15 protein-coding genes are annotated in these 20,218 nt (G+C 65.0%); 6 read left to right on the forward strand and 9 right to left on the reverse strand.

The genetic code is table 11. The features are described from left to right. Positions 1-66: 66 nt before the first annotated feature. The 3 genes from ACV229_RS04080 to ACV229_RS04090 form a co-directional block, all read right to left on the reverse strand. Positions 67-537, reverse strand: a complete 471-nt coding sequence (locus tag ACV229_RS04080) for a TadE/TadG family type IV pilus assembly protein (protein WP_448081838.1) — start codon at positions 535-537, stop codon at positions 67-69. Further along, complete coding sequence (locus ACV229_RS04085) at positions 534-1,034, reverse strand: A24 family peptidase (RefSeq protein WP_448081839.1); 501 nt, start codon at positions 1,032-1,034, stop codon at positions 534-536. Before ACV229_RS04085 ends, ACV229_RS04080 begins: the two co-directional genes overlap by 4 nt. 80 nt (positions 1,035-1,114) lie before the next feature. After that, positions 1,115-1,285, reverse strand: coding sequence for a Flp family type IVb pilin (locus tag ACV229_RS04090; protein ID WP_448081840.1), 171 nt, complete (start codon positions 1,283-1,285; stop codon positions 1,115-1,117). 663 nt (positions 1,286-1,948) lie between these two features. On the opposite strand from ACV229_RS04090, the gene ACV229_RS04095 reads away from it, so the two are divergent. From ACV229_RS04095 to ACV229_RS04110, 4 genes are all read left to right on the forward strand, one after another. Continuing rightward, positions 1,949-3,730, forward strand: a complete 1,782-nt coding sequence (locus ACV229_RS04095; RefSeq protein WP_448081841.1) for a collagen-like triple helix repeat-containing protein — start codon at positions 1,949-1,951, stop codon at positions 3,728-3,730. A 43-nt stretch (positions 3,731-3,773) separates the two neighbouring features. After that, positions 3,774-5,171, forward strand: coding sequence for a collagen-like triple helix repeat-containing protein (locus ACV229_RS04100; RefSeq protein WP_448081842.1), 1,398 nt, complete (start codon positions 3,774-3,776; stop codon positions 5,169-5,171). Positions 5,172-5,312: 141 nt separating this feature from the next. After that, positions 5,313-7,001 (forward strand): ShlB/FhaC/HecB family hemolysin secretion/activation protein, encoded by a 1,689-nt coding sequence (locus tag ACV229_RS04105; RefSeq protein ID WP_448081843.1) that lies wholly within the window; start codon positions 5,313-5,315, stop codon positions 6,999-7,001. Positions 7,002-7,168: 167 nt separating this feature from the next. Beyond that, positions 7,169-7,630, forward strand: coding sequence for a DUF2147 domain-containing protein (locus tag ACV229_RS04110; RefSeq protein WP_448081844.1), 462 nt, complete (start codon positions 7,169-7,171; stop codon positions 7,628-7,630). A 108-nt stretch (positions 7,631-7,738) separates the two neighbouring features. On the opposite strand, the gene ACV229_RS04115 is transcribed toward ACV229_RS04110, so the two are convergent. The 6 genes from ACV229_RS04115 to typA form a co-directional block, all read right to left on the reverse strand. Beyond that, positions 7,739-8,152, reverse strand: coding sequence for a transposase (locus ACV229_RS04115; RefSeq protein WP_448081845.1), 414 nt, complete (start codon positions 8,150-8,152; stop codon positions 7,739-7,741). Between the two features lie 144 nt (positions 8,153-8,296). Next, a complete protein-coding gene (zapE, locus tag ACV229_RS04120; RefSeq protein ID WP_448081846.1) occupies positions 8,297-9,394 on the reverse strand; it encodes a cell division protein ZapE in 1,098 nt (365 codons plus the stop codon). A gap of 379 nt (positions 9,395-9,773) precedes the next feature. Further along, positions 9,774-11,204, reverse strand: a complete 1,431-nt coding sequence (gene lpdA / locus ACV229_RS04125) for a dihydrolipoyl dehydrogenase (RefSeq protein ID WP_448081847.1) — start codon at positions 11,202-11,204, stop codon at positions 9,774-9,776. A gap of 82 nt (positions 11,205-11,286) precedes the next feature. Continuing rightward, positions 11,287-12,567, reverse strand: coding sequence for a 2-oxoglutarate dehydrogenase complex dihydrolipoyllysine-residue succinyltransferase (gene odhB, locus ACV229_RS04130; protein WP_448081848.1), 1,281 nt, complete (start codon positions 12,565-12,567; stop codon positions 11,287-11,289). A gap of 135 nt (positions 12,568-12,702) precedes the next feature. Further along, a complete protein-coding gene (locus tag ACV229_RS04135; protein WP_448081849.1) occupies positions 12,703-15,567 on the reverse strand; it encodes a 2-oxoglutarate dehydrogenase E1 component in 2,865 nt (954 codons plus the stop codon). A gap of 335 nt (positions 15,568-15,902) precedes the next feature. Beyond that, on the reverse strand, positions 15,903-17,729 hold the full coding sequence (typA, locus tag ACV229_RS04140) for a translational GTPase TypA (RefSeq protein WP_448081850.1): 1,827 nt from the start codon (positions 17,727-17,729) through the stop codon (positions 15,903-15,905). Positions 17,730-18,068: 339 nt separating this feature from the next. Between typA and ACV229_RS04145 the strand changes: the two genes are divergently transcribed. Together ACV229_RS04145 and ACV229_RS04150 are read left to right on the forward strand one after the other, a co-directional pair. Then, entirely contained in the window at positions 18,069-18,563 is a 495-nt protein-coding gene (locus tag ACV229_RS04145) for a MarR family winged helix-turn-helix transcriptional regulator (RefSeq protein WP_448081851.1), read from the forward strand. A gap of 87 nt (positions 18,564-18,650) precedes the next feature. Beyond that, positions 18,651-20,174 (forward strand): efflux transporter outer membrane subunit, encoded by a 1,524-nt coding sequence (locus ACV229_RS04150; RefSeq protein WP_448081852.1) that lies wholly within the window; start codon positions 18,651-18,653, stop codon positions 20,172-20,174. Positions 20,175-20,218 lie beyond the last annotated feature (44 nt).

The following is a 20,218-nucleotide window of genomic DNA, read 5'->3' on the forward strand; positions in this document are numbered from 1 at the left end:
GTGAATGTTGTTATGTCGAAGCGCGCGCGCTGCTTCCGGGCCCGGAGCCGCGCCGTGCACGATGCGTCACAGGATGCTCGCCGGACTGATCTGCACGGTTGCCGTGCTGGTCAGCTGAGACGGAATGAAGGAGCTGAACAGCGGCAGCGACGGAACCAGCGGGTAAGCCTGATACGGGTAGATCACCTGGACCGTCACGCAATACATCGTGCCGTCGTAGCTGCACGGCCCCGACGACGGCGTCGGGACCTGTACGTTCGGCAGCCACGTCGTGAGACCGACCGCCGTCGCCTGAGCGGCCGACGCCCGGTCGGTCAGCGCCTTCGTCGCCGATCCGTTCGCCTCGTAGACATAGTTCAATGCGGCTCGCGCGCCCTCGGTTGCGGCCAGCGTCAGGCTTTGCTGGATCGCGAAAATCATGCCGAACATCACGATCGCGTAAAAGATCGCGAAGAACAGCGGGAATACCATCGCGAACTCGACCGCGGTCGCGCCCCGCTGGCGCCGCCAGGTTCGCGGCGGGTGCTGTCGTTTCATCGTGCGCCCCCGGTGACGACAAGATAGGCGAGCCATATTGCTGCGGGCGCCACGAGGCACGCGGCATAAGGGGTTGCGCGGCGCGCGCCGAGCGCCATCGTCGGCGTGCCGCGCTGCCATAGCGCATTGAGCGGCGTATGGGACAGCATCACCAGTGCGAGCGCATGCACGCCGGCCGCGAGACTGGCGACGACCCACAGCCATAACAGCGCATGCATGCCGCACCACGCGCCGAGCACGGCGAAAACCTTCACGTCTGCCGCACCCATTACGCGAAATGCGAAAAACGGGAAAAGGCCGACAAGCCCGACAAGCATGCCGATCAATGCGCGATCCGTCGAAACGCCAAATGGATTGGCACCGGCAAATGCACTGGCCAATGCCGCAATCAGTCCCGCCAGGACGAGCGGATTCTGGACGCGCCGAAATCGGATATCACCCGCTGCGACGAGCGTCGCCCAGGCAAAAAAAATGCTGATGCTGAAGAGATGTGCCATAGCGCAACCGACCGCGAACGCAGACGTAACGGCGAGCGAGCCGCATCACGGCCCGCTCGCCACACACCGGACTGCAACGGTCAGCCAGACGGCAGCGAGCTGGCGATCTGGGAAAACAGCGCTTCGACCTTGGTGCCGATCGACGTCACGCTACCAATGATCAAGGCGGCAATCAGACCCGCAATCAGACCATATTCGATCGCGGTAACCCCGGTTTCTTCCCGAAGGAAGCGAATCATCATTGCTTTCATTTTATTTCCTCGTGCCTGTATCTATCTTTCTCTGGCCGCTTATACGTTGTCGTGCCCCGCATATTTGGCCATGCCCCGCATCGTTCGCCACATCAGCCGTGACGACAAGCAGGTGCGCTTTCTTTATAGATCGTCCCGAAGGGAGCGGATCGTCGTTTGATGCAAGTTAACATTCGCGATAGGAGCCCTCCCCGAACGTCATGTACCAATTCGTACAAACCTTACACCTGCCCCAAATCTTATCTCCGATCCCTATTAAATTCCAACCTCTTTCAACGCCGGATCGAAAAAAAGCGACTCGAAGCACGACGTATTTGTACGGTGTTTCGGTACGGCTTACACATAGGATTAACGATAGGTTAGATGTGCACATCTAATCCACCAGTAAAACAAACCACCCGTTCCGCCTGGCTTTCCGCACCCACGTTACGTCTCTCTCGTAACGCCAATGTTGTGATGTTACGTTACGAGACGACAGAAATCGTTCTCACTCACCTCCGCTTAAACAATTTCAACAATCTTTCAATTCTCCTAAGTCCCTTTCCTGAAAGGAGTTGTCCCGTTTAAAACAATTCGTCGAACCGACGACCGCCGGAATGGCACGACAGTTGCAGAGTAGTCCGCGCTCCACCCAACACAACACAGTTTTAATGCGAGGACGAAATGGACATTCAGGTAATCCCTCATGGCAGGCTCCGGACGACTCTGATCGCGGCCACCGTGGCAGCCATGCTTTCCCTCTCCGCGTGCGGCGGTTCCGGTTCGATCAGCAAGGGCCTCAGCGGCTCGGGTTCGAGCAGCGGCGATGCGATTTCCACGTCCGGCGGCGGCACCTCGGGCTCGACGAGCGGCACATCGGGTACGAGCGACAGCACCAGCGGCACGACGAGTGGCAGCACGAGCGGTTCGACGAGCGGCAGTACCAGTGGCTCCACGAGTGGGACAACCAGCGGCACCACGAGCGGGACGACCAGCGGCACGAGCGGTACGTCGGGCGTGTCGTCGAACGCGGTGGGGACCGTCCTCGCAAGCAACAGCAACCTCGTCACCAACGCCGGCTCGGCCGTGTCGGGCCTCGGCACCGTCGTCGGCAGCCAGACGCTGCCGGGCGTCGACCCGCAGACGACGCAAGCCGCCGGCGGCATCCTGCAAAGCGTGGGCGGCGCGGTGTCGACGCTCGGTAACGGCATCGGCAACGGCCTCGGTCAGCTCGGCGCGACGAAGGACCCGGTCGGCACCACGGTCGCCAGCACGGGCGGCGTGGTCAATCAGCTCGGCGGCGCCGTCACGCAGACCGGCAATCTCGTCACGAGCCTCGGCAGCGGTCCGCTGTCGCCGCTCGCGCCCGTCACCGGCGCCGTCGGCGGTCTCGTGTCCACGGTCGGCAACGCCGTCGCGAACGGCGGCAACACGCTCACCAACGCGCTGTCGACGGGCCCGGTCCAGCAGGTCACGCAGGCCGTCAGTTCCGCGATCACGCCGATCACGACGATGGTCGGCACGACGACCCAGACGATCGGTTCCGCGACGGGCCTTGGCGCACCGATCAGCACCGTGCTCGGGACGCTCGGCAACGGCCTGAACCAGGGCGGCGCACTCATCGCATCGACGGGCGGCAACCCGGTCACGACCGGCGTCGGCAACACCGTCTCGTCGACGGGCAACACAGTGAAGGCAGTCGGCGGACTGCTGACCGGCGGCAGCGGCGTCACCAACCCGCTCGCGCCGCTCGCGGGCGTCGTCTCGACCGTCACCGGCGCACTCGGCGGCGCGACCGGCGGCAGCAGCAGCCCGCTCGCCCCCGTCACCGGCCTCGCCTCCACCGTCACCGGCGCACTCGGCGGCGCGACCGGCAGCGCAGGCAGCAGCAGCCCGCTCGCGCCGGTCACCGGCCTCGTCTCCACCGTCACCGGCGCGCTCGGCGGCGCGACCGGCGGCAGCAGCAGCCCGCTCGCGCCCGTCACCGGCCTCGCCTCCACCGTCACCGGCGCACTCGGCGGCGCGACCGGCAGCGCAGGCAGCAGCAGCCCGCTCGCGCCCGTCACCGGCCTCGCCTCCACCGTCACTGGCGCACTCGGCGGCGCGACCGGCAGCGCTGGCGGCAGCAGCCCACTCGCGCCGGTCACCGGTCTCGTCTCCACCGTCACCGGCGCACTCGGCGGCGCGACCGGCAGCGCTGGCGGCAGCAGCCCACTCGCGCCGGTCACCGGTGTCGTCTCCACCGTCACCGGTGCGCTCGGCGGTGCGACCGGCGGCGCAGGCAGCAGCAGCCCGCTTGCCCCTGTCACGGGCGCCGTCTCCACGGTGACCAGCGCAGTCGGCGGCGTGACTTCCGGGCTGTCGGGCGGCACTGGCGCCGTCACGAACTCGGGCACGTCGTCGAATCCGCTCGCGCCCGTAACAGGGCTGCTCGGCGGCCTGCTCGGCGGCATCCACGGCAAGTAAATCCGCTCGTTCCATCCATCGCCAAGACTGCGAGGAGTCAAACATGTCCCAGCAACGTTCTCTCACGTCGGCCGCGCTGCGTCAGTGGCGCATTCCCCTCACCGCATTCGCGGCCGCCTGCATGCTGGCCGCCTGCGGCGGCAACAGCGCAAGCGCGCCGCCGCAGGCGGCCAGCAGCAACAACGGCGGCAGCACGAGCGGCCCGAACCCGGGGCCGACGCCCACCCCGACGCAGACCGGCACCACCGGCGTCGTCAGCACGGTCGGCAACACCGCCACGGATCTCGGCAGCACGGTCGGCAACGTCAGCGTGCCGGGCGCCGGCAACGGCGTGACGCAAGGCCTCGGCAACACCGTTTCCAGCACCGGCACGATCCTCGGCGCGGCCACGGACGCGGTAAGCAACGGACTCGGACAGATCGGCTCCACGCAGAACCCGGTCGGCACGACGGTCGCCGGCCTCGGCAACGTTGTCGGCGCAACGGGGAACACCGTGTCCGGCCTGAGCCAGACCGTCAAGGCGCTCGGCACCGGCCCGCTGTCGCCGCTGGCGCCCGTCACGACGCCTGTCGGCACCGTGCTCGACACGGTCGCCAACGGCCTCGGCGCAGCAGGCAATACGGTCAGCTCGACGCTGTCGTCGGGCCCCGTGCAGCAAATCACGCAACCGATCAGCTCGGCGATCACGCCGCTCGTGATCACCGCCGGCCAGGTCACGCAACAGGTCGGCACGACGACGGGCCTCGGTCAACCCGTGTCCGGCCTGCTCGGCCAGATCGGCGGCGCGGTCAGCTCGGCTGGCCAGCAGGTCGCGGGCACGTCGCAGCAGCCGCTTGTCGGCGATGTCGGCCAGCTCGTCACCGCAGTCGGCAACACCGTGACGAACGCAGGCGGTCTCGTCAATCCGAACGGCCCGAACGGCGCGGCGCCGATCCCCGGCCTGATCACGAGCCTCGTCGGCGGCACGAGCGTGACCGTACAGAACGGCACGGGATCGGGTTCCGGCTCGACCAACCCGCTCGGCGGCCTGCTGTCGGGACTCGGCTCGACGCCGCTCGGCTCGCTCACCGGCACGCTCGGCGGCAGCGCGACCTCGGGCGGCGCGAGCAATCCGCTGGCGCCGGTCACCGGTCTGCTGGGCAGCGCGGGCGGCAGCAGTCCGCTCGCCCCGGTCACCGGCCTCGTCTCCACCGTCACCGGTGCATTGGGCAGCGCAGCGGGCGGCACGACAGGCGGCGCAAGCGGTGCAAACCCGCTCGCGCCCGTTACGGGTCTGCTGAATACCGTCACCGGCGCAGCGGGCACCGGGGGCACGTCGAACCCGCTCGCGCCGGTCACGTCGCTCGTGGGCGGCGCGACAGGCTCCACGTCGGGCAGCTCGACCGGACTCCTGTCGCCGGTCACAGGCCTGCTCGGCACGCTGGGCAGCATCGGGAAGTAAGCGCGGCGGCCGCGCGTTCCAAGCCGGAGCGAATGCGCGGCCGACGACATCACAACCGGCATTGCGGCACACGACGCGCGGCACCTCGAATGCCGCGCGCGAGCATTAGAAGACGAGAAGCAAGGCCAACGAGGAAGAACAATGAAATCCAGACTCGATACATGGATGATGCTGCTCGCCATCACGGCGGCGGCAGGCACAGTGCAGGCACAGACGCGCGTCGCAGGCAACCCGCTCGACGCCCTCCCCCAGATCAATGCCCCCAAGAAAGGTCCGAACGTGACCGTGCAGGTCGCGCCTCAGGCACCCCAGCTGCAGGAACTGTTGTCGCGGCACCTGACGCCGTCCACGTTCCAGGTCGAGGGTGTCAAGTCGGTGCCGTTCGAAGAGATCTCGCGCCGCTTCACGCCGCTCGTCGGCAAGGACATCACGATTGGACAGTTGATCGAAACCGCGAACGGCGTGACGAAGCTGTACCAGGACCACGGCTACGTGCTGTCGTTCGCGTTCATTCCCGCGCAGACCTTCGAGAATGGTGTCGTGCGCGTGACCGTCGTCGAAGGCTATGTGTCGGACGTGAAGGTGACCGGCAAGCCCGGCGCGATGGAATCGAAGATCCGCGCGATCGCCGCGCACATCACCGCCGATCGACCGCTGCGACGTTCGACCTTCGAACGCTACGTCAACACGTTCGGCCTGCTGCCCGGCGTGTCTGTAAAGGCCAACGTGCCGCCGCCGCAAACCACCGACGGCGCGACGACACTCGAGCTGAACGTCGACCGCAAGCCGTTCAACATCAGTACCGGGATCGACTTCAACCATCCGGGTGTGCAAGGCCTCATCACCGCGACCGAAAACGGCCTCACGTCGCTCGGCGAGCAGTTGAGCATCTCCGCGCTCGCGCCGCCGGGACGCGATAAGCAGACCTACGTCGCGTTCAGCGGCGCGGTGCCGGTCGGCAGCAGCGGCCTCATCACGCGGCTCGACGCCAGCACGTACCGCGGCAAGCCGCAAGACAACCCCGGGCTGCCGTCATCAGTCGAGCGCACCGTAAAGAACGAAAAGCTCGGTCTTTCGGCATCCTATCCGATTCTGCTGAACAACCAACGCAGCCTGCTCGGAACAGTATCCGGCTACGCGTCGCACAACGAGGACCGCTACCAGAATCAGAACACCGGTGGCACCCTCGACAACCGGTCGCAGGTTCGCGTGATGCAGCTGCAGCTCGACTACACGAGTGTCGAGCCGAAGCAAGTGCGGAAACTGAGTGTCAACGTCGCAAAGGCGTTCGACATTCTCGGCGCGTCGAAATCGCAAATAGGCACGCTTGGCGGCACCACGATCACGTACGCCGACCCGATCTCGCTGACCTTCGTGCGCACCGGCGCAACGTTCACGCAGACCAACGAGTGGCCGTTCCGGATTGGCACGTCGATCTCTCTGACGGGCCAGTACAGCCCCGATTCGCTGCCGACATCCGAGCAGATCTCGTTCGGCGCGCAACGCTATGCGCTCGGCTACCAGCCCGGCGAGACGTCGGGCGATTCGGGATGGGGCATGTCACTGGAGATCAACCGCGGGTTCTCGCCGGGCTGGACCTACCTGAAGACGATCACGCCGTACGTCGCGTACGACATGGCGCGCGTGTATCTGCACGCCGGCACGCCACAGCCGAACCGGCTGTCGTCGGTCGGCCTCGGCGTGCGGCTGAGCGACAGCCGCTACTACAACCTCGACCTGTCCGTCGCGAAACCGGTCGGCGACGCGCCGGTCGAAAGCGCATCGCGCAGCCCGCGGATCAACGCCGCGTTCTCGTACCAGCTCAACTGATCGCACCCCACACAGCCCGCGCCGCGGGCTGTTTCGATTAGAGTCCCCTCTATCAAACGCGACGCGCGGTTTCACGTATTCTGCAAAGAGCTCGCAACAGGCTACCGCCCCATGCAGACGGTCGTGCGAGCGGTTCGAAAACGACATGCAAATCAAGGAGGAAGACGATGATTCAACTGACCCGCCCGTTACGTTCGATGGCACTGGCCGGCGCGCTGCTCGCCTGTGCCGCTCACGCATTTGCACAGGCCGACAGCCCGGTCGGCACGTGGCAGACGATCGACGACAGCACCGGCAAGCCGAAGGCGCTCGTACAGATTTCCGAGGACACGGACGGTTCGCTGTCGGGCAAGGTCGTCAAGGGCCTCGGCGCGAACGACACGCCCGATCGCCGGTGCAGCGCGTGCACGGATGATCGCAAGGATCAGCTGATCAAGGGCATGACGATCATCAAGGCGATGAAGAAGGAAGGCGACCACTGGGATGGCGGCAACATCCTCGACCCGGAGAACGGCAAGGTCTACAAGTGCAAGATGACGCTGGACGACGGCGGCCAGAAGCTGGTCGTGCGCGGGTATATCGGCGTGTCGCTGCTCGGACGCTCGCAAACCTGGGTTCGCCAGCAGTAACGATGCGCGCGCAACGGTGCGCCCACCAAAGCAAATAAAGCAAATCGGCCTGCGACTCAGTCGTCAGGCCGATTTCATTTTGGGCGGACGTGCGCGCATACCGGAAGATCACGCTGCCTGCTTCAGCGCATCCGGCGCATACGCGCCACGCGCACCCCGATGCGCAGGCACCGCAGCGCCACGCGCCTGCGCTGCTTTCGACTGCGTGTGCTTGCGCATTCGCGTCGCGAGCGTATTGCACAGATTCATGCCCGCATCGCCGTACAACGTGCGCATCACCTGCATCAGCGTACCCGTCTCGTGCCACACCTTGAAGCGCCTGTGGCAAGTCTGATACGAAGGATATCGGCGCGGCATCGCCGACCACGTTGCGCCGCTGTAGATCACCCATAGCACGCCGTTCATCACGGCGCGCGTATTGGCAAGGGGACGGCCGCGCAACTCGGTGCGCGGCTGCATTTCGGGCAGCAGCGGTGCAACGCGGTGCCACTCGTTGTCGGTCAGATCGCGATACGGTGTCATGGACATCTCCAGCCTTAGGAACCATGACGCAACGATATCGGCTCGCCCCCGCGTTGAATATAAGACTCGTCCGAAATTGACGAGAGATCACGTCGATTTGACCGGAATTGACCATTGAATGCAGCCAGTTGACCGGGTACACGATCAGGTCAACGATGTATCCACGATGCGCCGCGGCGTCTCGATATACTCCTTCGACTGCATCTCGACGATCCGCGATACCGTCCGCGTGAATTCGTTGGCCATCGGGCCCTCGACGTACAGCTGCTCGGACGGCACCGCCGCGGACATCAGCAGCTTGACCTTGTGGTCGTACAGCACGTCGATGAGCCACGTGAAGCGACGCGCCTCCGACGCCATCCGCGGCGACATCTGCGGCACCTCCGACAGCACGATCGCGTGGAAGCGGCTCGCGAGCTCGAGATAGTCGTTCTGCGAACGCGGCCCGCCGCACAGCGTCGCGAAATCGAACCACACGACGCCGTCGGCCTTGCGCAGCGCCTTCAGCTCGCGCTTTTCGATGTGCAGGATCGGGCTCTCGTCGGGCACCGCCGCGAGCTTCGCGAACGCGTGGCGCAGCGCGCGGTCGGCGTCCGCGCCGAGCGGCGTGTGATACATCTGCACCTGCGCGAGCGTGCGCTGGCGATAGTCGACGCCCGCATCGACGTTCATCACGTCGAGCTTCTCCTTGAGCAGCGCGATCGCGGGCAGCATCCGGTCGCGATGCAGGCCGTCCGGATACAGGTCGTCCGGATCGTAGTTGGACGTCATCACGAACTGCACGCCGTTCGTGAACAGGCGGTCGAGCAGCCGGTACAGGATCATCGCGTCGGCGATGTCCGACACGTGGAATTCGTCGAAGCAGATCAGCCGGTAGCGCTTCGTGATACGCCGCGCGAGTTCGTCGAGCGGATCGGCCTGCCCCTTCAGTTCCTCGAGTTCGCGGTGCACTTCGCGCATGAACTCGTGGAAATGCAGGCGCGTCTTGCGCTGCACGGGCACGACCGCATAGAAGCTGTCCATCAGGAAGCTCTTGCCGCGCCCGACGCCCCCCCACATGTAGACGCCGCGCGGCAGTTCCGGATGGATGATGAGCTTCCTGAACGCGTTCGAGCGGCGCGCCTTGTACGCAACCCATTCGTCGTAGCAACGCTGCAGGCGGTCGATGGCCGCGCGCTGCGCGGGGTCGGACTGATAGCCGCGCGTGGTCAGCTCCCGCGCGTAGTATTCGGTGACGTTCATCGGGCAAACCAAAAAATAGGGGCTGTTCGCCTATGTAACGCGCATGCGTTGCCACGACAACGGCCGCTCGCGAGGCGCGCGACGCTGCGAATACTGGGCGTATTCGCAAGGAGCGCAACGCGGCGAGCGGCCGTTCTCGTGGCAACCCCAAATTTAAAAAAACATTCCACGGGAATGCCCGAAATCGCCCGTATGGCGGCGTCGTTCCTCGCTTGTTTGGCTCGGCCAAACGGCGCTCGTCACTCCTTGCCCTACGCGCGATTTCGGGCATTCGCATGCGCGTTACATAGGCGAACGGCCCCTAGCGAGCGGGAAACCCCGCCCGCCTTCGTCATGTAACGGTGGCGCCGGCCAGTCGCCGGCCGGCGCTACATCGCGCTCAGCTGTTCAGCGAGCGCTTGTCGACGGCGAGTGCCGCCTCGCGCATCACTTCGGACATCGACGGGTGCGGATGGCAGATGCGGGCGATGTCTTCCGACGCCGCCTTGAACTCCATCGCCACCACGGCTTCCGCGATCAGGTCCGACGCGTTCGCCGCGATCACGTGCACGCCGAGCAGCTCGTCCGTCTTCGCGTCCGCGATCATCTTCACGAAGCCGTCCGGTGCGTTCATGCCGAGCGCACGGCCGTTGATCGAGAACGGGAACTTGCCCGACTTGATCTCGCGGCCTTCCGCCTTCAGCTGCTGCTCCGTCTTGCCGACCCACGCGATTTCCGGGTACGTGTAGATCACCCACGGAATGCAGTTGTAGTCGATGTGCGGCTTCTGGCCGTCGATCACTTCCGCGACCAGCACGCCTTCGTCTTCCGCCTTGTGCGCGAGCATCGGGCCGCGCACCACGTCGCCGATCGCGTAGACGTTCGGCACCGCCGTGCGGCAGTGGTCGTCGACGTCGATGAAGCCGCGCTCGTTCGCCGTCAGGCCGATCGCCTCGAGGCCGAGGTTGTCGGTATTCGGCACGCGGCCGACCGACACGATCAGGCGGTCGGCGTCGAGCGTCTGCGCGTTGCCGTCCTTGTCCGTGTATGCGATCGACACGCCATCCGCGGTCGTCTTCACTTCGCCGATCTTCACGCCGAGATGAATGTCGAGGCCCTGCTTCTTGAACAGCTTCGCCGCTTCCTTCGCGAGCGCGTCGTCGGCTGCGCCGAGGAACGCCGGCAGCGCTTCGAGCACCGTCACTTCGGCGCCGAGGCGGCGCCACACCGAGCCGAGCTCGAGGCCGATCACGCCCGCGCCGATCACGGCGAGCTTCTTCGGCACCGTGTCGAACGTCAGCGCGCCTTCGTTATCCGAAACGATCTTGTTGTCGACCGGGACGCCCGGCAGGTGACGTGCCTTCGAGCCCGTCGCGATGATCACGTTCTTCGCGGTGACGACTTCGGTTTCACCCTCGCCGCTCACTTCGATCTGCACGCCGGCATCGGTCTTGCCGGTGAACTTGCCGTGGCCCTTCAGCCACGTGATCTTGTTCTTCTTGAACAGGAACTCGATACCGGACGTCATCTTCTCGACGATCGCGTCCTTGCGGCCGAGCATCTTCGCGAGGTCGATCTTCACGCCGTCGACCGCGATGCCGTGGTCGGCGAGGTGGTGCGACGCGTTCTCGAACTCCTCCGACGACGCGAGCAGCGCCTTCGACGGGATGCAGCCGACGTTCAGGCAGGTGCCGCCGAGCTTCAGCGCGCCGGCCGGGTTCTTCCACTTTTCGATACAGGCAACGGTCTTGCCCAGTTGAGCGGCGCGGATCGCGGCGATATAGCCGCCGGGGCCTGCGCCGATCACGACGACGTCAAATTCCTTGGACATGGCAATCCTTTCTTCTTGTGCGTCCGCACGGGCGCGCGGCGTCGCGCACCCGTGCGGAGCGGGTCAATGCAGAGGGCGTGGCTTACAGGTCGAGCAGCAGGCGTGCCGGATCCTCGAGCGCATCCTTCATCGCGACGAGCGACAGCACAGCTTCGCGGCCGTCGATGATCCGGTGGTCGTACGACAGCGCCAGGTAGTTGATCGGACGAATCACGATCTGGCCGTTCTCGACGACCGGACGCTCCTTCGTCGCGTGCACGCCGAGGATTGCCGATTGCGGCGGGTTGATGATCGGGGTCGACAGCATCGAGCCGAACACGCCGCCGTTCGAGATCGAGAACGTACCGCCCGTCATTTCCTCGATCGACAGCTTGCCGTCCTTCGCCTTCTGGCCGAATTCAGCGATCTTCTTTTCGATGTCGGCGAGGCTCATCTGGTCGGCGTTGCGCAGGATCGGCACCACGAGACCGCGCGGCGAGCCGACGGCGATACCGATGTCGAAGTAGCCGTGGTAGACGATGTCGTTACCGTCGATCGACGCGTTCACCAGCGGAAACTTCTTCAGCGCGTGGACAGCCGCCTTCACGAAGAACGACATGAAGCCGAGCTTCACGCCATGTTCCTTCTCGAACTTGTCCTTGTACTTGTTGCGCAGTTCCATGACCGGAGCCATGTTCACTTCGTTGAACGTCGTCAGGATCGCGTTGGTCTGCTGCGACTCGAGCAGACGCTCGGCGATACGCGCACGCAGACGCGACATCGGCACGCGCTGTTCCGGACGGTCGTTCAACCAGGTCGTCGCCGACGCGGGCACCTTGACTTCCGGCAGCGACGGCTTGGCAGCGGCGGTCTTCGCCGGTGCAGCGGCCGGTGCGGCCTTCGGCGCGCTGCCCGCGGTCAGCACGTCGCCCTTCGTGATGCGGCCGTCGCGGCCCGAGCCGGCGACGTCGCCTGCGGCGAGGCCCTTCTCGGCCATCAGCTTCGACGCGGCCGGCGATGCCGATGCCGAGCTCGATGCGACAGCAGCAGCCGGCTGAGCGGCCGGTGCCGGTGCGGCAGCGGGTGCGGCCGCCGGCTGTACTTCGGCTTCGCCTGCCGCTGCGGCGACGGCACCTGCCTTCGCTTCGGTGTCGATCGTCGCGATCAGCTGATCTGCGACCACCGTGTCACCGTCGTTCTGCAGCACTTGCGCGAGCACGCCTGCGGCCGGCGCCGGCACTTCGAGCACGACCTTGTCGGTCTCGAGTTCGATCAGGATTTCGTCCTGCGCAACAGCTTCGCCGGGCTTCTTCTTCCACTGCAGCATGGTGGCTTCCGAAACCGACTCCGAAAGCTGGGGGACTTTGACTTCTACGATAGCCATGTGATTTTCCTGGATGCTTAATCTGGGTAATGACGAGGTTCTGGCGAGTCTTCCGGCCGATGCGGCGCGATGCGCGTCCTGCAGACCAAAAGATTCGGGAAAGCGCGTTGCGCTTTCCCGTTTCGCTACCGTCGGTTATTTCGCGATCGATGCGCTCTTCAGGCGGCCGAATGCACCTTCGATGAGGGCCTTCTGCTGCTCGTAGTGCTTCGCGTAGTAGCCAACCGCCGGCGAGGCCGAAGCCGGACGGCCGCTGTATGCCAGCTTCTGCCCTTCCTTCATGCCTTCCTTCAGGTGGTGCTCGACGTAGAACCACGGGCCCTGGTTCTGCGGCTCGTCCTGCACCCAGACCACTTCAGTCGCGTTCTCGTACTTCTTCATTTCGGCTTCGAACTGCTTGTGCGCGAACGGATACAGCTGTTCGATACGCACGATCGCGACGTCGTTCGCCTTCGTTTCGCGACGGTGCGCGACCAGGTCGTAATACACGCGGCCCGAGCAGGCCAGCACGCGCTTGACCTTCTTTGCGTCGATGCCGGCGTCGGTTTCGCCCAGCACCGGCTGGAACGAACCCTTCGCCAGTTCCGACAGGTCCGACACCGCTTCCTTGTGACGCAGCAGCGACTTCGGCGTCGCGACGATCAGCGGCTTGCGGAACAGGCGGATCATCTGGCGGCGCAGCAGGTGGAAGATCTGCGCCGGCGTCGTCGGCTGGACGACCTGCATGTTGTGATCCGCGCACAGCTGCAGGAAACGCTCGATACGGGTCGACGAGTGTTCCGGACCCTGGCCTTCGTAACCGTGCGGCAGCAGCATCGTCAGGCCCGACACGCGGCCCCACTTCACTTCGCCCGACGAGATGAACTGGTCGATCACGACCTGCGCGCCGTTGACGAAGTCGCCGAACTGCGCTTCCCACAGCACGAGCGTGTTCGGCTCGGCGGTCGAATAGCCGTATTCGAAGCCCAGCACGGCCTCTTCCGACAGCACCGAGTCGATCACCGTGAACTTCGCCTGGTTGTCGGCGATGTTCTGCAGCGGTACGTACGTGCCGTCGTTCCAGCGCTCGCGGTTCTGGTCGTGCAGCACCGCGTGGCGGTGCGTGAACGTGCCGCGGCCCGAGTCCTGGCCCGTGAGGCGCACTGCGTAGCCCGATGCGACGAGCGACGCGAACGCGAGGTGTTCGCCCATGCCCCAGTCGAGCGGCTGGTCGCCACGCGCCATGTTGCGGCGGTCATTGATCACACGCTCGACGAGCGGGTGAACCTTGAAGTTTTCCGGGACCGTCGTGATGCGTTCGCCGAGGCGCTTCAGTTCGGCGAGCGGCACGGCCGTATCGGCTGCGTCCGTCCACTTGCGGTTCAGGAACGGCACCCAGTCGACCGCGTACTTGCTCTTGTAGTTCGACAGGACCGGATCGATCGTGTGGTGACCGTCGTCCATCGCCTTGCGGTACGCCTTCACGTAGCCGTCGATGTCTTCCGCTGCGATCACGCCCTGCTGCACGAGCTTCTCGGCGTACAGTGCACGGGTGCCCGGGTGCTGCGCGATCTTCTTGTACATCAGCGGCTGCGTGACGGCCGGCGTGTCCTGCTCGTTGTGGCCCAGCTTGCGGAAGCAGACGATGTCGATCACGACATCCTTGTGGAACTGCATCCGGTAGTCGATCGCGATCTGCGTCGCGAGGATCACGGCTTCCGGATCGTCGCCGTTCACGTGCAGCACCGGCGCCTCGATCATCTTGACGACGTCGGTACAGTACAGCGTCGAGCGCGCGTCGCGCGGGTCGGACGTCGTGAAGCCGATCTGGTTGTTGATGACGATGTGCAGCGTGCCGTGCGTGCCGTAGCCGCGCGTCTGCGCGAGGTTCAGCGTTTCCATCACGACGCCCTGGCCAGCGAAGGCCGCGTCGCCGTGGATCTGCACCGGCAGCACCTGCAGGCCGTCTTCGTCGCCGCGACGGTCCATCCGAGCCTTCGCGGAACCTTCGACCACCGGGTTGACGATTTCGAGGTGCGACGGGTTGAACGCGAGCGACAGGTGAACCGGGCCGCCTTCCGTCGACACGTCCGACGAGAAGCCCTTGTGGTACTTCACGTCGCCGGCCGGCAGGTCGTCGACGTGCTTGCCTTCGAATTCGGCGAACAGGTCCGCCGGCATCTTGCCGAGCGTGTTGACCAGCACGTTGAGGCGGCCGCGGTGGGCCATGCCGATGACGATTTCCTGCACGCCCTTCTTGCCCGAGTGCTGGACGACTTCGTCCATTGCCGCGATGAAGCTTTCGCCGCCTTCCAGCGAGAAGCGCTTCTGGCCGACGTACTTGGTGTGCAGATAGCGCTCGAGGCCTTCCGCTGCCGTCAGGCGGTTCAGGATGTGCTTCTTCTTGTCAGCCGAGAAGTTCGGCGTCGCACGGGTCGATTCCAGGCGCTCCTGCCACCAGCGCTTCTGCTCCGGGTCGCTGATGTACATGAACTCGGCGCCGATCGTGCCGCAGTACGTGTCGCGCAGGCCCTTGACGATGTCGCGCAGCGAAGCCTGGTCGAAACCGAAATACAGGTTGCTCGCGCTGAACGTCTGGTCGAGGTCGCCCTCGGAGAAGTCGTAGAACGCGGGTTCGAGTTCGGGGATGGCGGGACGTTCGCGACGCTTCAGGGGATCGAGATTGGCCCATTGCGAGCCGAGGAAGCGATACGCGCTGATGAGGGACTGGACGTGCACCTGCTTGCGCGCGGTGGCCAGGTTGCTGGTGCTTTCGCGCGGGATGAAGGCATTGGCCTTCGCACGCTCTGCGAACGATTCGACGATCGGGAAATGCGCCACGTCGTTGGCGTTCGAACCGTCCGTTGCAGGCACATTCTGCAGCGCGTCGAAATACTCTCGCCAGTTCTCGGGCACTGACGCCGGATTATCGAGATATGCATCGTACAGTTCTTCAACGTACGAAGCATTGCCGCCGAACAGATAGGAGTTCAGCTGAAACTGCTTCATGACATCTGACATTTTACGCTCACCTTTCTTCGAGCTTCTCGAGAAATAGCGGGTTGCTCAACCTTCCGCGACACGGCCTGACCGTTTAGCGGATTGCGAATCAAGTCTTGCTTGGAAGGACCTAAAACTTGCGTGCGCGCAGCATATCACAGAACCGATACCGGGATTCACACGAAAGACACGAAAGCACAAGGCCTGGCGGGGTTCCGGCCGGATTGCAGCGACCCCGTGAAAGAGAGTTTTGCAGGCATGCCGCTTGCAGGTCGCCGAGATGCAAAAAAGGCTGCCCGAAGGCAGCCTTTTCGTCGTACTCGTCGCCGGAATCAGTCCGGCGCGTGGAACACGGGTCAGTCGATCGCGGCTTCGCGGCTTGCGCGACGGCGCTCGTGCTCCTTCAGGAAGCGCTTGCGCAGACGGATCGACTGCGGCGTCACTTCGACCAGTTCGTCGTCGTCGATGAACTCGACCGCGTATTCGAGCGACATCTGGATCGGCGGCACGAGGCGCACCGCTTCGTCAGTGCCCGACGCGCGCACGTTGGTCAGCTGCTTGCCCTTGATCGGGTTCACGACGAGGTCGTTGTCGCGGCTGTGGATGCCGATGATCATGCCCTCATACAGCGCATCGCCCGGCTTCACGAACATGCGGCCGCGATCCTGCAGCTTCCACAGTGCGTATGCAACCGCCGCGCCGTCGTCCTGCGAGATCAGCACACCGTTGCGACGCTCGCCGACCGAACCGTCCTTGACCGGCGCGTACGAGTCGAAGATGTGGCTCATCAGGCCCGTGCCGCGCGTGAGCGTCAGGAATTCGCTCTGGAAGCCGATCAGGCCGCGTGCCGGAATCTTGTATTCCAGACGCGTGCGGCCACGGCCGTCCGACGCCATGTCGAGCATTTCGCCCTTGCGGCGGCCGAGCTCTTCCATCACGCCGCCCTGGTGTTCGTCCTCGAGGTCGACCGTCAGCAGTTCGTACGGCTCGTGCTTCACGCCGTCGACTTCCTGCATCACGACGCGCGGACGCGACACCGCCATCTCGTAGCCTTCGCGACGCATGTTCTCGACGAGAATCGTCAGGTGCAGTTCGCCGCGGCCCGACACTTCGAACACCGTTTCGTCGCCGGTATCGCGCACGCGCAGCGCGACGTTGTGGTTCAGTTCCTTCATCAGGCGGTCGCGGATCTGGCGGCTCGTCACGAACTTGCCTTCACGGCCCGCGAGCGGCGACGAGTTGACGAGGAAGTTCATCGTCAGCGTCGGTTCGTCGACGGTGATCATCGGCAGCGCTTCCGGCGCCTCGATCGCGCAGATCGTCGCGCCGATGCCGACGTCTTCGATGCCGTTGATCAGCACGATGTCGCCCGCTTCGGCCGACTCGACCTGCACGCGCTCGAGGCCCTTGAATGACAGCACCTGGTTGATCTTGCGGTTCAGCACGTCGCCTTCCGGACCGAAGCGCATCACGACCGGCTGGCCCGGCTTGATGCGGCCGCGCGTGATGCGGCCGACGCCGATCCGGCCGACGTACGTCGAATAGTCGAGCGACGTGATCTGCAGCTGCAGCGGCGCTTCCGGATCAGCCGGACGGACCGGCACGTGCTGGAGGACCGCCTCGAACAGCGGGCGCATGTCGCCTTCGCGCGCGGCCGGGTCGAGCGATGCGTAGCCGTTCAGGCCCGACGCGTAGACGATCGGAAAATCGAGCTGCTCTTCGGTCGCGCCGAGCTTGTCGAACAGGTCGAAGGTCTGGTTGATGACCCAGTCGATCCGTGCGCCCGGACGGTCGATCTTGTTGATCACGACGATCGGCTTCAGGCCGAGCGCGAGCGCCTTCTTCGTGACGAAGCGCGTCTGCGGCATCGGGCCCTCGACGGCATCCACGAGCAGCAGCACCGAGTCGACCATCGACAGCACACGTTCCACTTCGCCGCCGAAGTCCGCGTGCCCCGGGGTGTCGACGATGTTGATGTGGGTGCCTTCGTACTCGACCGCGCAGTTCTTCGCGAGAATCGTGATCCCGCGCTCCTTTTCGATGTCGTTCGAGTCCATCACCCGTTCCGCGACTTGCTGGTTCTCGCGGAAGGTGCCGGACTGGCGGAGCAGTTGGTCGACGAGCGTCGTCTTGCCGTGGTCGACGTGGGCGATGATGGCGATATTGCGAAGGGCGCGGGTCATAGAAACCTGGAAATCGTTTGGGTGCGCAAACGCGCACGCCCGTTTGTCACGTGCGTGCGCGATCTAGCTTGGAAAGCCGAGAATTATAGCACGTCCGGATGACGCGAGCCGTCCGCACATTGCACCGCAACACGGCGGATACGGCACGCCTTCCCGCCCGCGTTCATGCGTGCATTGCGCCGGGCGCCCTGCCCGACCGGTCCGATCCGTCAAAGACCCTTATTCGTCAGGGGTATTCGCGTACACCGAGCACGGCGTCGGCGGTTCGATTAACATTTGCCGAGGCAAGCAATTGACCCTATACTACTGCCTAGTCAACTATTGCAGCTTCAGGGTTTTATGTCGGATCCTTCTTCTTCCCAGCCGCAGTCCACGTCGCTGTCGACGTACCAGATGAACGACAGCGTCGGCTATCTGATGTCGCGCGTGAAGTCACTGATGACCAACCTCGTCACGCAGCGCACGCAGGTGGAGCTCGGCATCACCGGCACGCAGGCGAGCATGCTGTTCATGATCGCGGTCGGCAAATGCTCGACGGCCGCAGAGCTCGCGCGCGAATACGGCATCGACGCGAGCGCGGTGACGCGCCTGCTCGACCGTGTCGAGAAACGCGGGCTGCTGTCGCGCGTGCGCAGCATCGAGGACCGGCGCGTCGTGCGGCTCGAACTGACCGACGAAGGCCGCGCGCTCGCCGAGCGGCTGCCGCCCATCTTCCGCAGCGTGCTCGACCAGTTGCTGGACGGCTTCACGCCGGAAGAAGTCGGCTTCCTGAAGAGCATGCTGCGCCGGATCCTCAGCAACTACTGCGAAGCACCCGGCGTCGGCGTCGCGTAATAGTTGCCATAACAATCATCTTCGACAGATTAATGTAAGGGAATCCTTGCAGTGTCCATCATCCATTCCGAGTCAGGGACCAGCGCGATGAAATCCTCCCCGTTGTCCGTGCGTGCCGGGTCGTGCCGGGCCGCCGTCGCTGCCGCAGTCGCCGCGCTGGCGCTGGCGGGCTGCGCCAACTACATCGGCATCAAGAGCGACAAGCAGATCGCTCCCGCGTCGCAGTTCGAAACCGCCCAGAGCCTGCCGGCCGAGGGCGGCAAGTGGCCGTCGCTCGACTGGGCGGCCCAGTTCGGCGATCCGCAGCTGCCGAAGCTGATCGACGAGGCACTCGCCGACAATCCGTCGATCGCGCAGGCGCAGGCGCGGATCGCGAAGGCATCGTCCTATATCGAGTCGTCGCGCTCGACGCTGCTGCCGAAGGTCGATGCGAGCTATTCGTGGACACGCGAGCTGTATTCGGCCAATGCACTCTTCCCGCCCCCGTACGGCGGCGCGTGGTACAGCGAGAACAACGCGCTTGCCAGCGCGTCATGGGATCTCGACCTGTGGGGCAAGAATCGCGAGCGCCTGCACACGGCGGTGTCGCAGGAGAAGGCTGCCGAGGCCGACCTGCAGCAGGCGCGCGTCACGCTCGCGTCGTCGATCGCCCGCACCTACAACTCGCTCGCGCAGCTGTACGCGCTGCGCGACATCGCGCAGCGCGAGATCGTCAACCGCCAGGACGTCGGCAAGATCACCGACGGTCGCGTGACGGCCGGCCTCGACACGAACGTCGAACGCCAGACCGCGCGCGGCAACGTCGCGACGAGCCAGGCGTCGCTGTCCGACCTCGACGGCCAGATCACGACGGTCCGCTATCAGCTTGCCGCACTGCTCGGCAAGGGGCCGGACCGCGGACTGAAGATCGCCGATCCGGTGCTGAATCCGGGCGGCGCCGTCGCATTGCCCGACAACCTGCCGGCCGATCTCGTGTCGCGCCGCCCCGACATCGTCGCCGCGCGCTGGCAGGTCGAAGCCGCGATGCACGACGTGAAGGAAGCGAAAGCCGAGTTCTACCCCGACGTCAACCTCGCGGCGGGCTTCGGCTTCGACGCGTTCGGCTGGGGCAAATTCCTGAATTTCGCGAGCCGCCAGGCGCAGTTCGGCCCGGCGATCCACCTGCCGATCTTCGACGCCGGCGCGCTGCGCGCGCAGCTCAAGGGCCGCTATGCGGACTTCGACCTGTCGGTCGCGAACTACAACCAGACGCTGATCGGCGCGATGAACGACGTCGCGACGCAGGTCGCGTCGATCCGCGCGATCGACCGGCAGATGGATGACGCGCAGCGCGCGCTCGACGCATCGACGCGCGCATACGACCTCGCCGTGATCCGCTACAAGGCCGGCCTGTCGCCGCAGCTCCAGGTGCTGAATGCGGACAGCAACCGCCTTGCGTCGGAACAGACCGTGACCAACCTGAAGATGCGGCGGCGCGACATGCAGTTCGCGCTGATCAAGGCGCTCGGCGGCGGCTTCGATGCTGCCGGCACGCGCCTCGCCGCACCCGATACCGATCGCACCGCGCAGGCCGGGCCCGCGCAACAGGCCGCCCGGCAGGCCGCGAACTGAATCGGCACGACCACTACGCAGACACTCGAAATAAACGGACGGAG

Source organism: Burkholderia sp. MR1-5-21 (assembly GCF_053427715.1).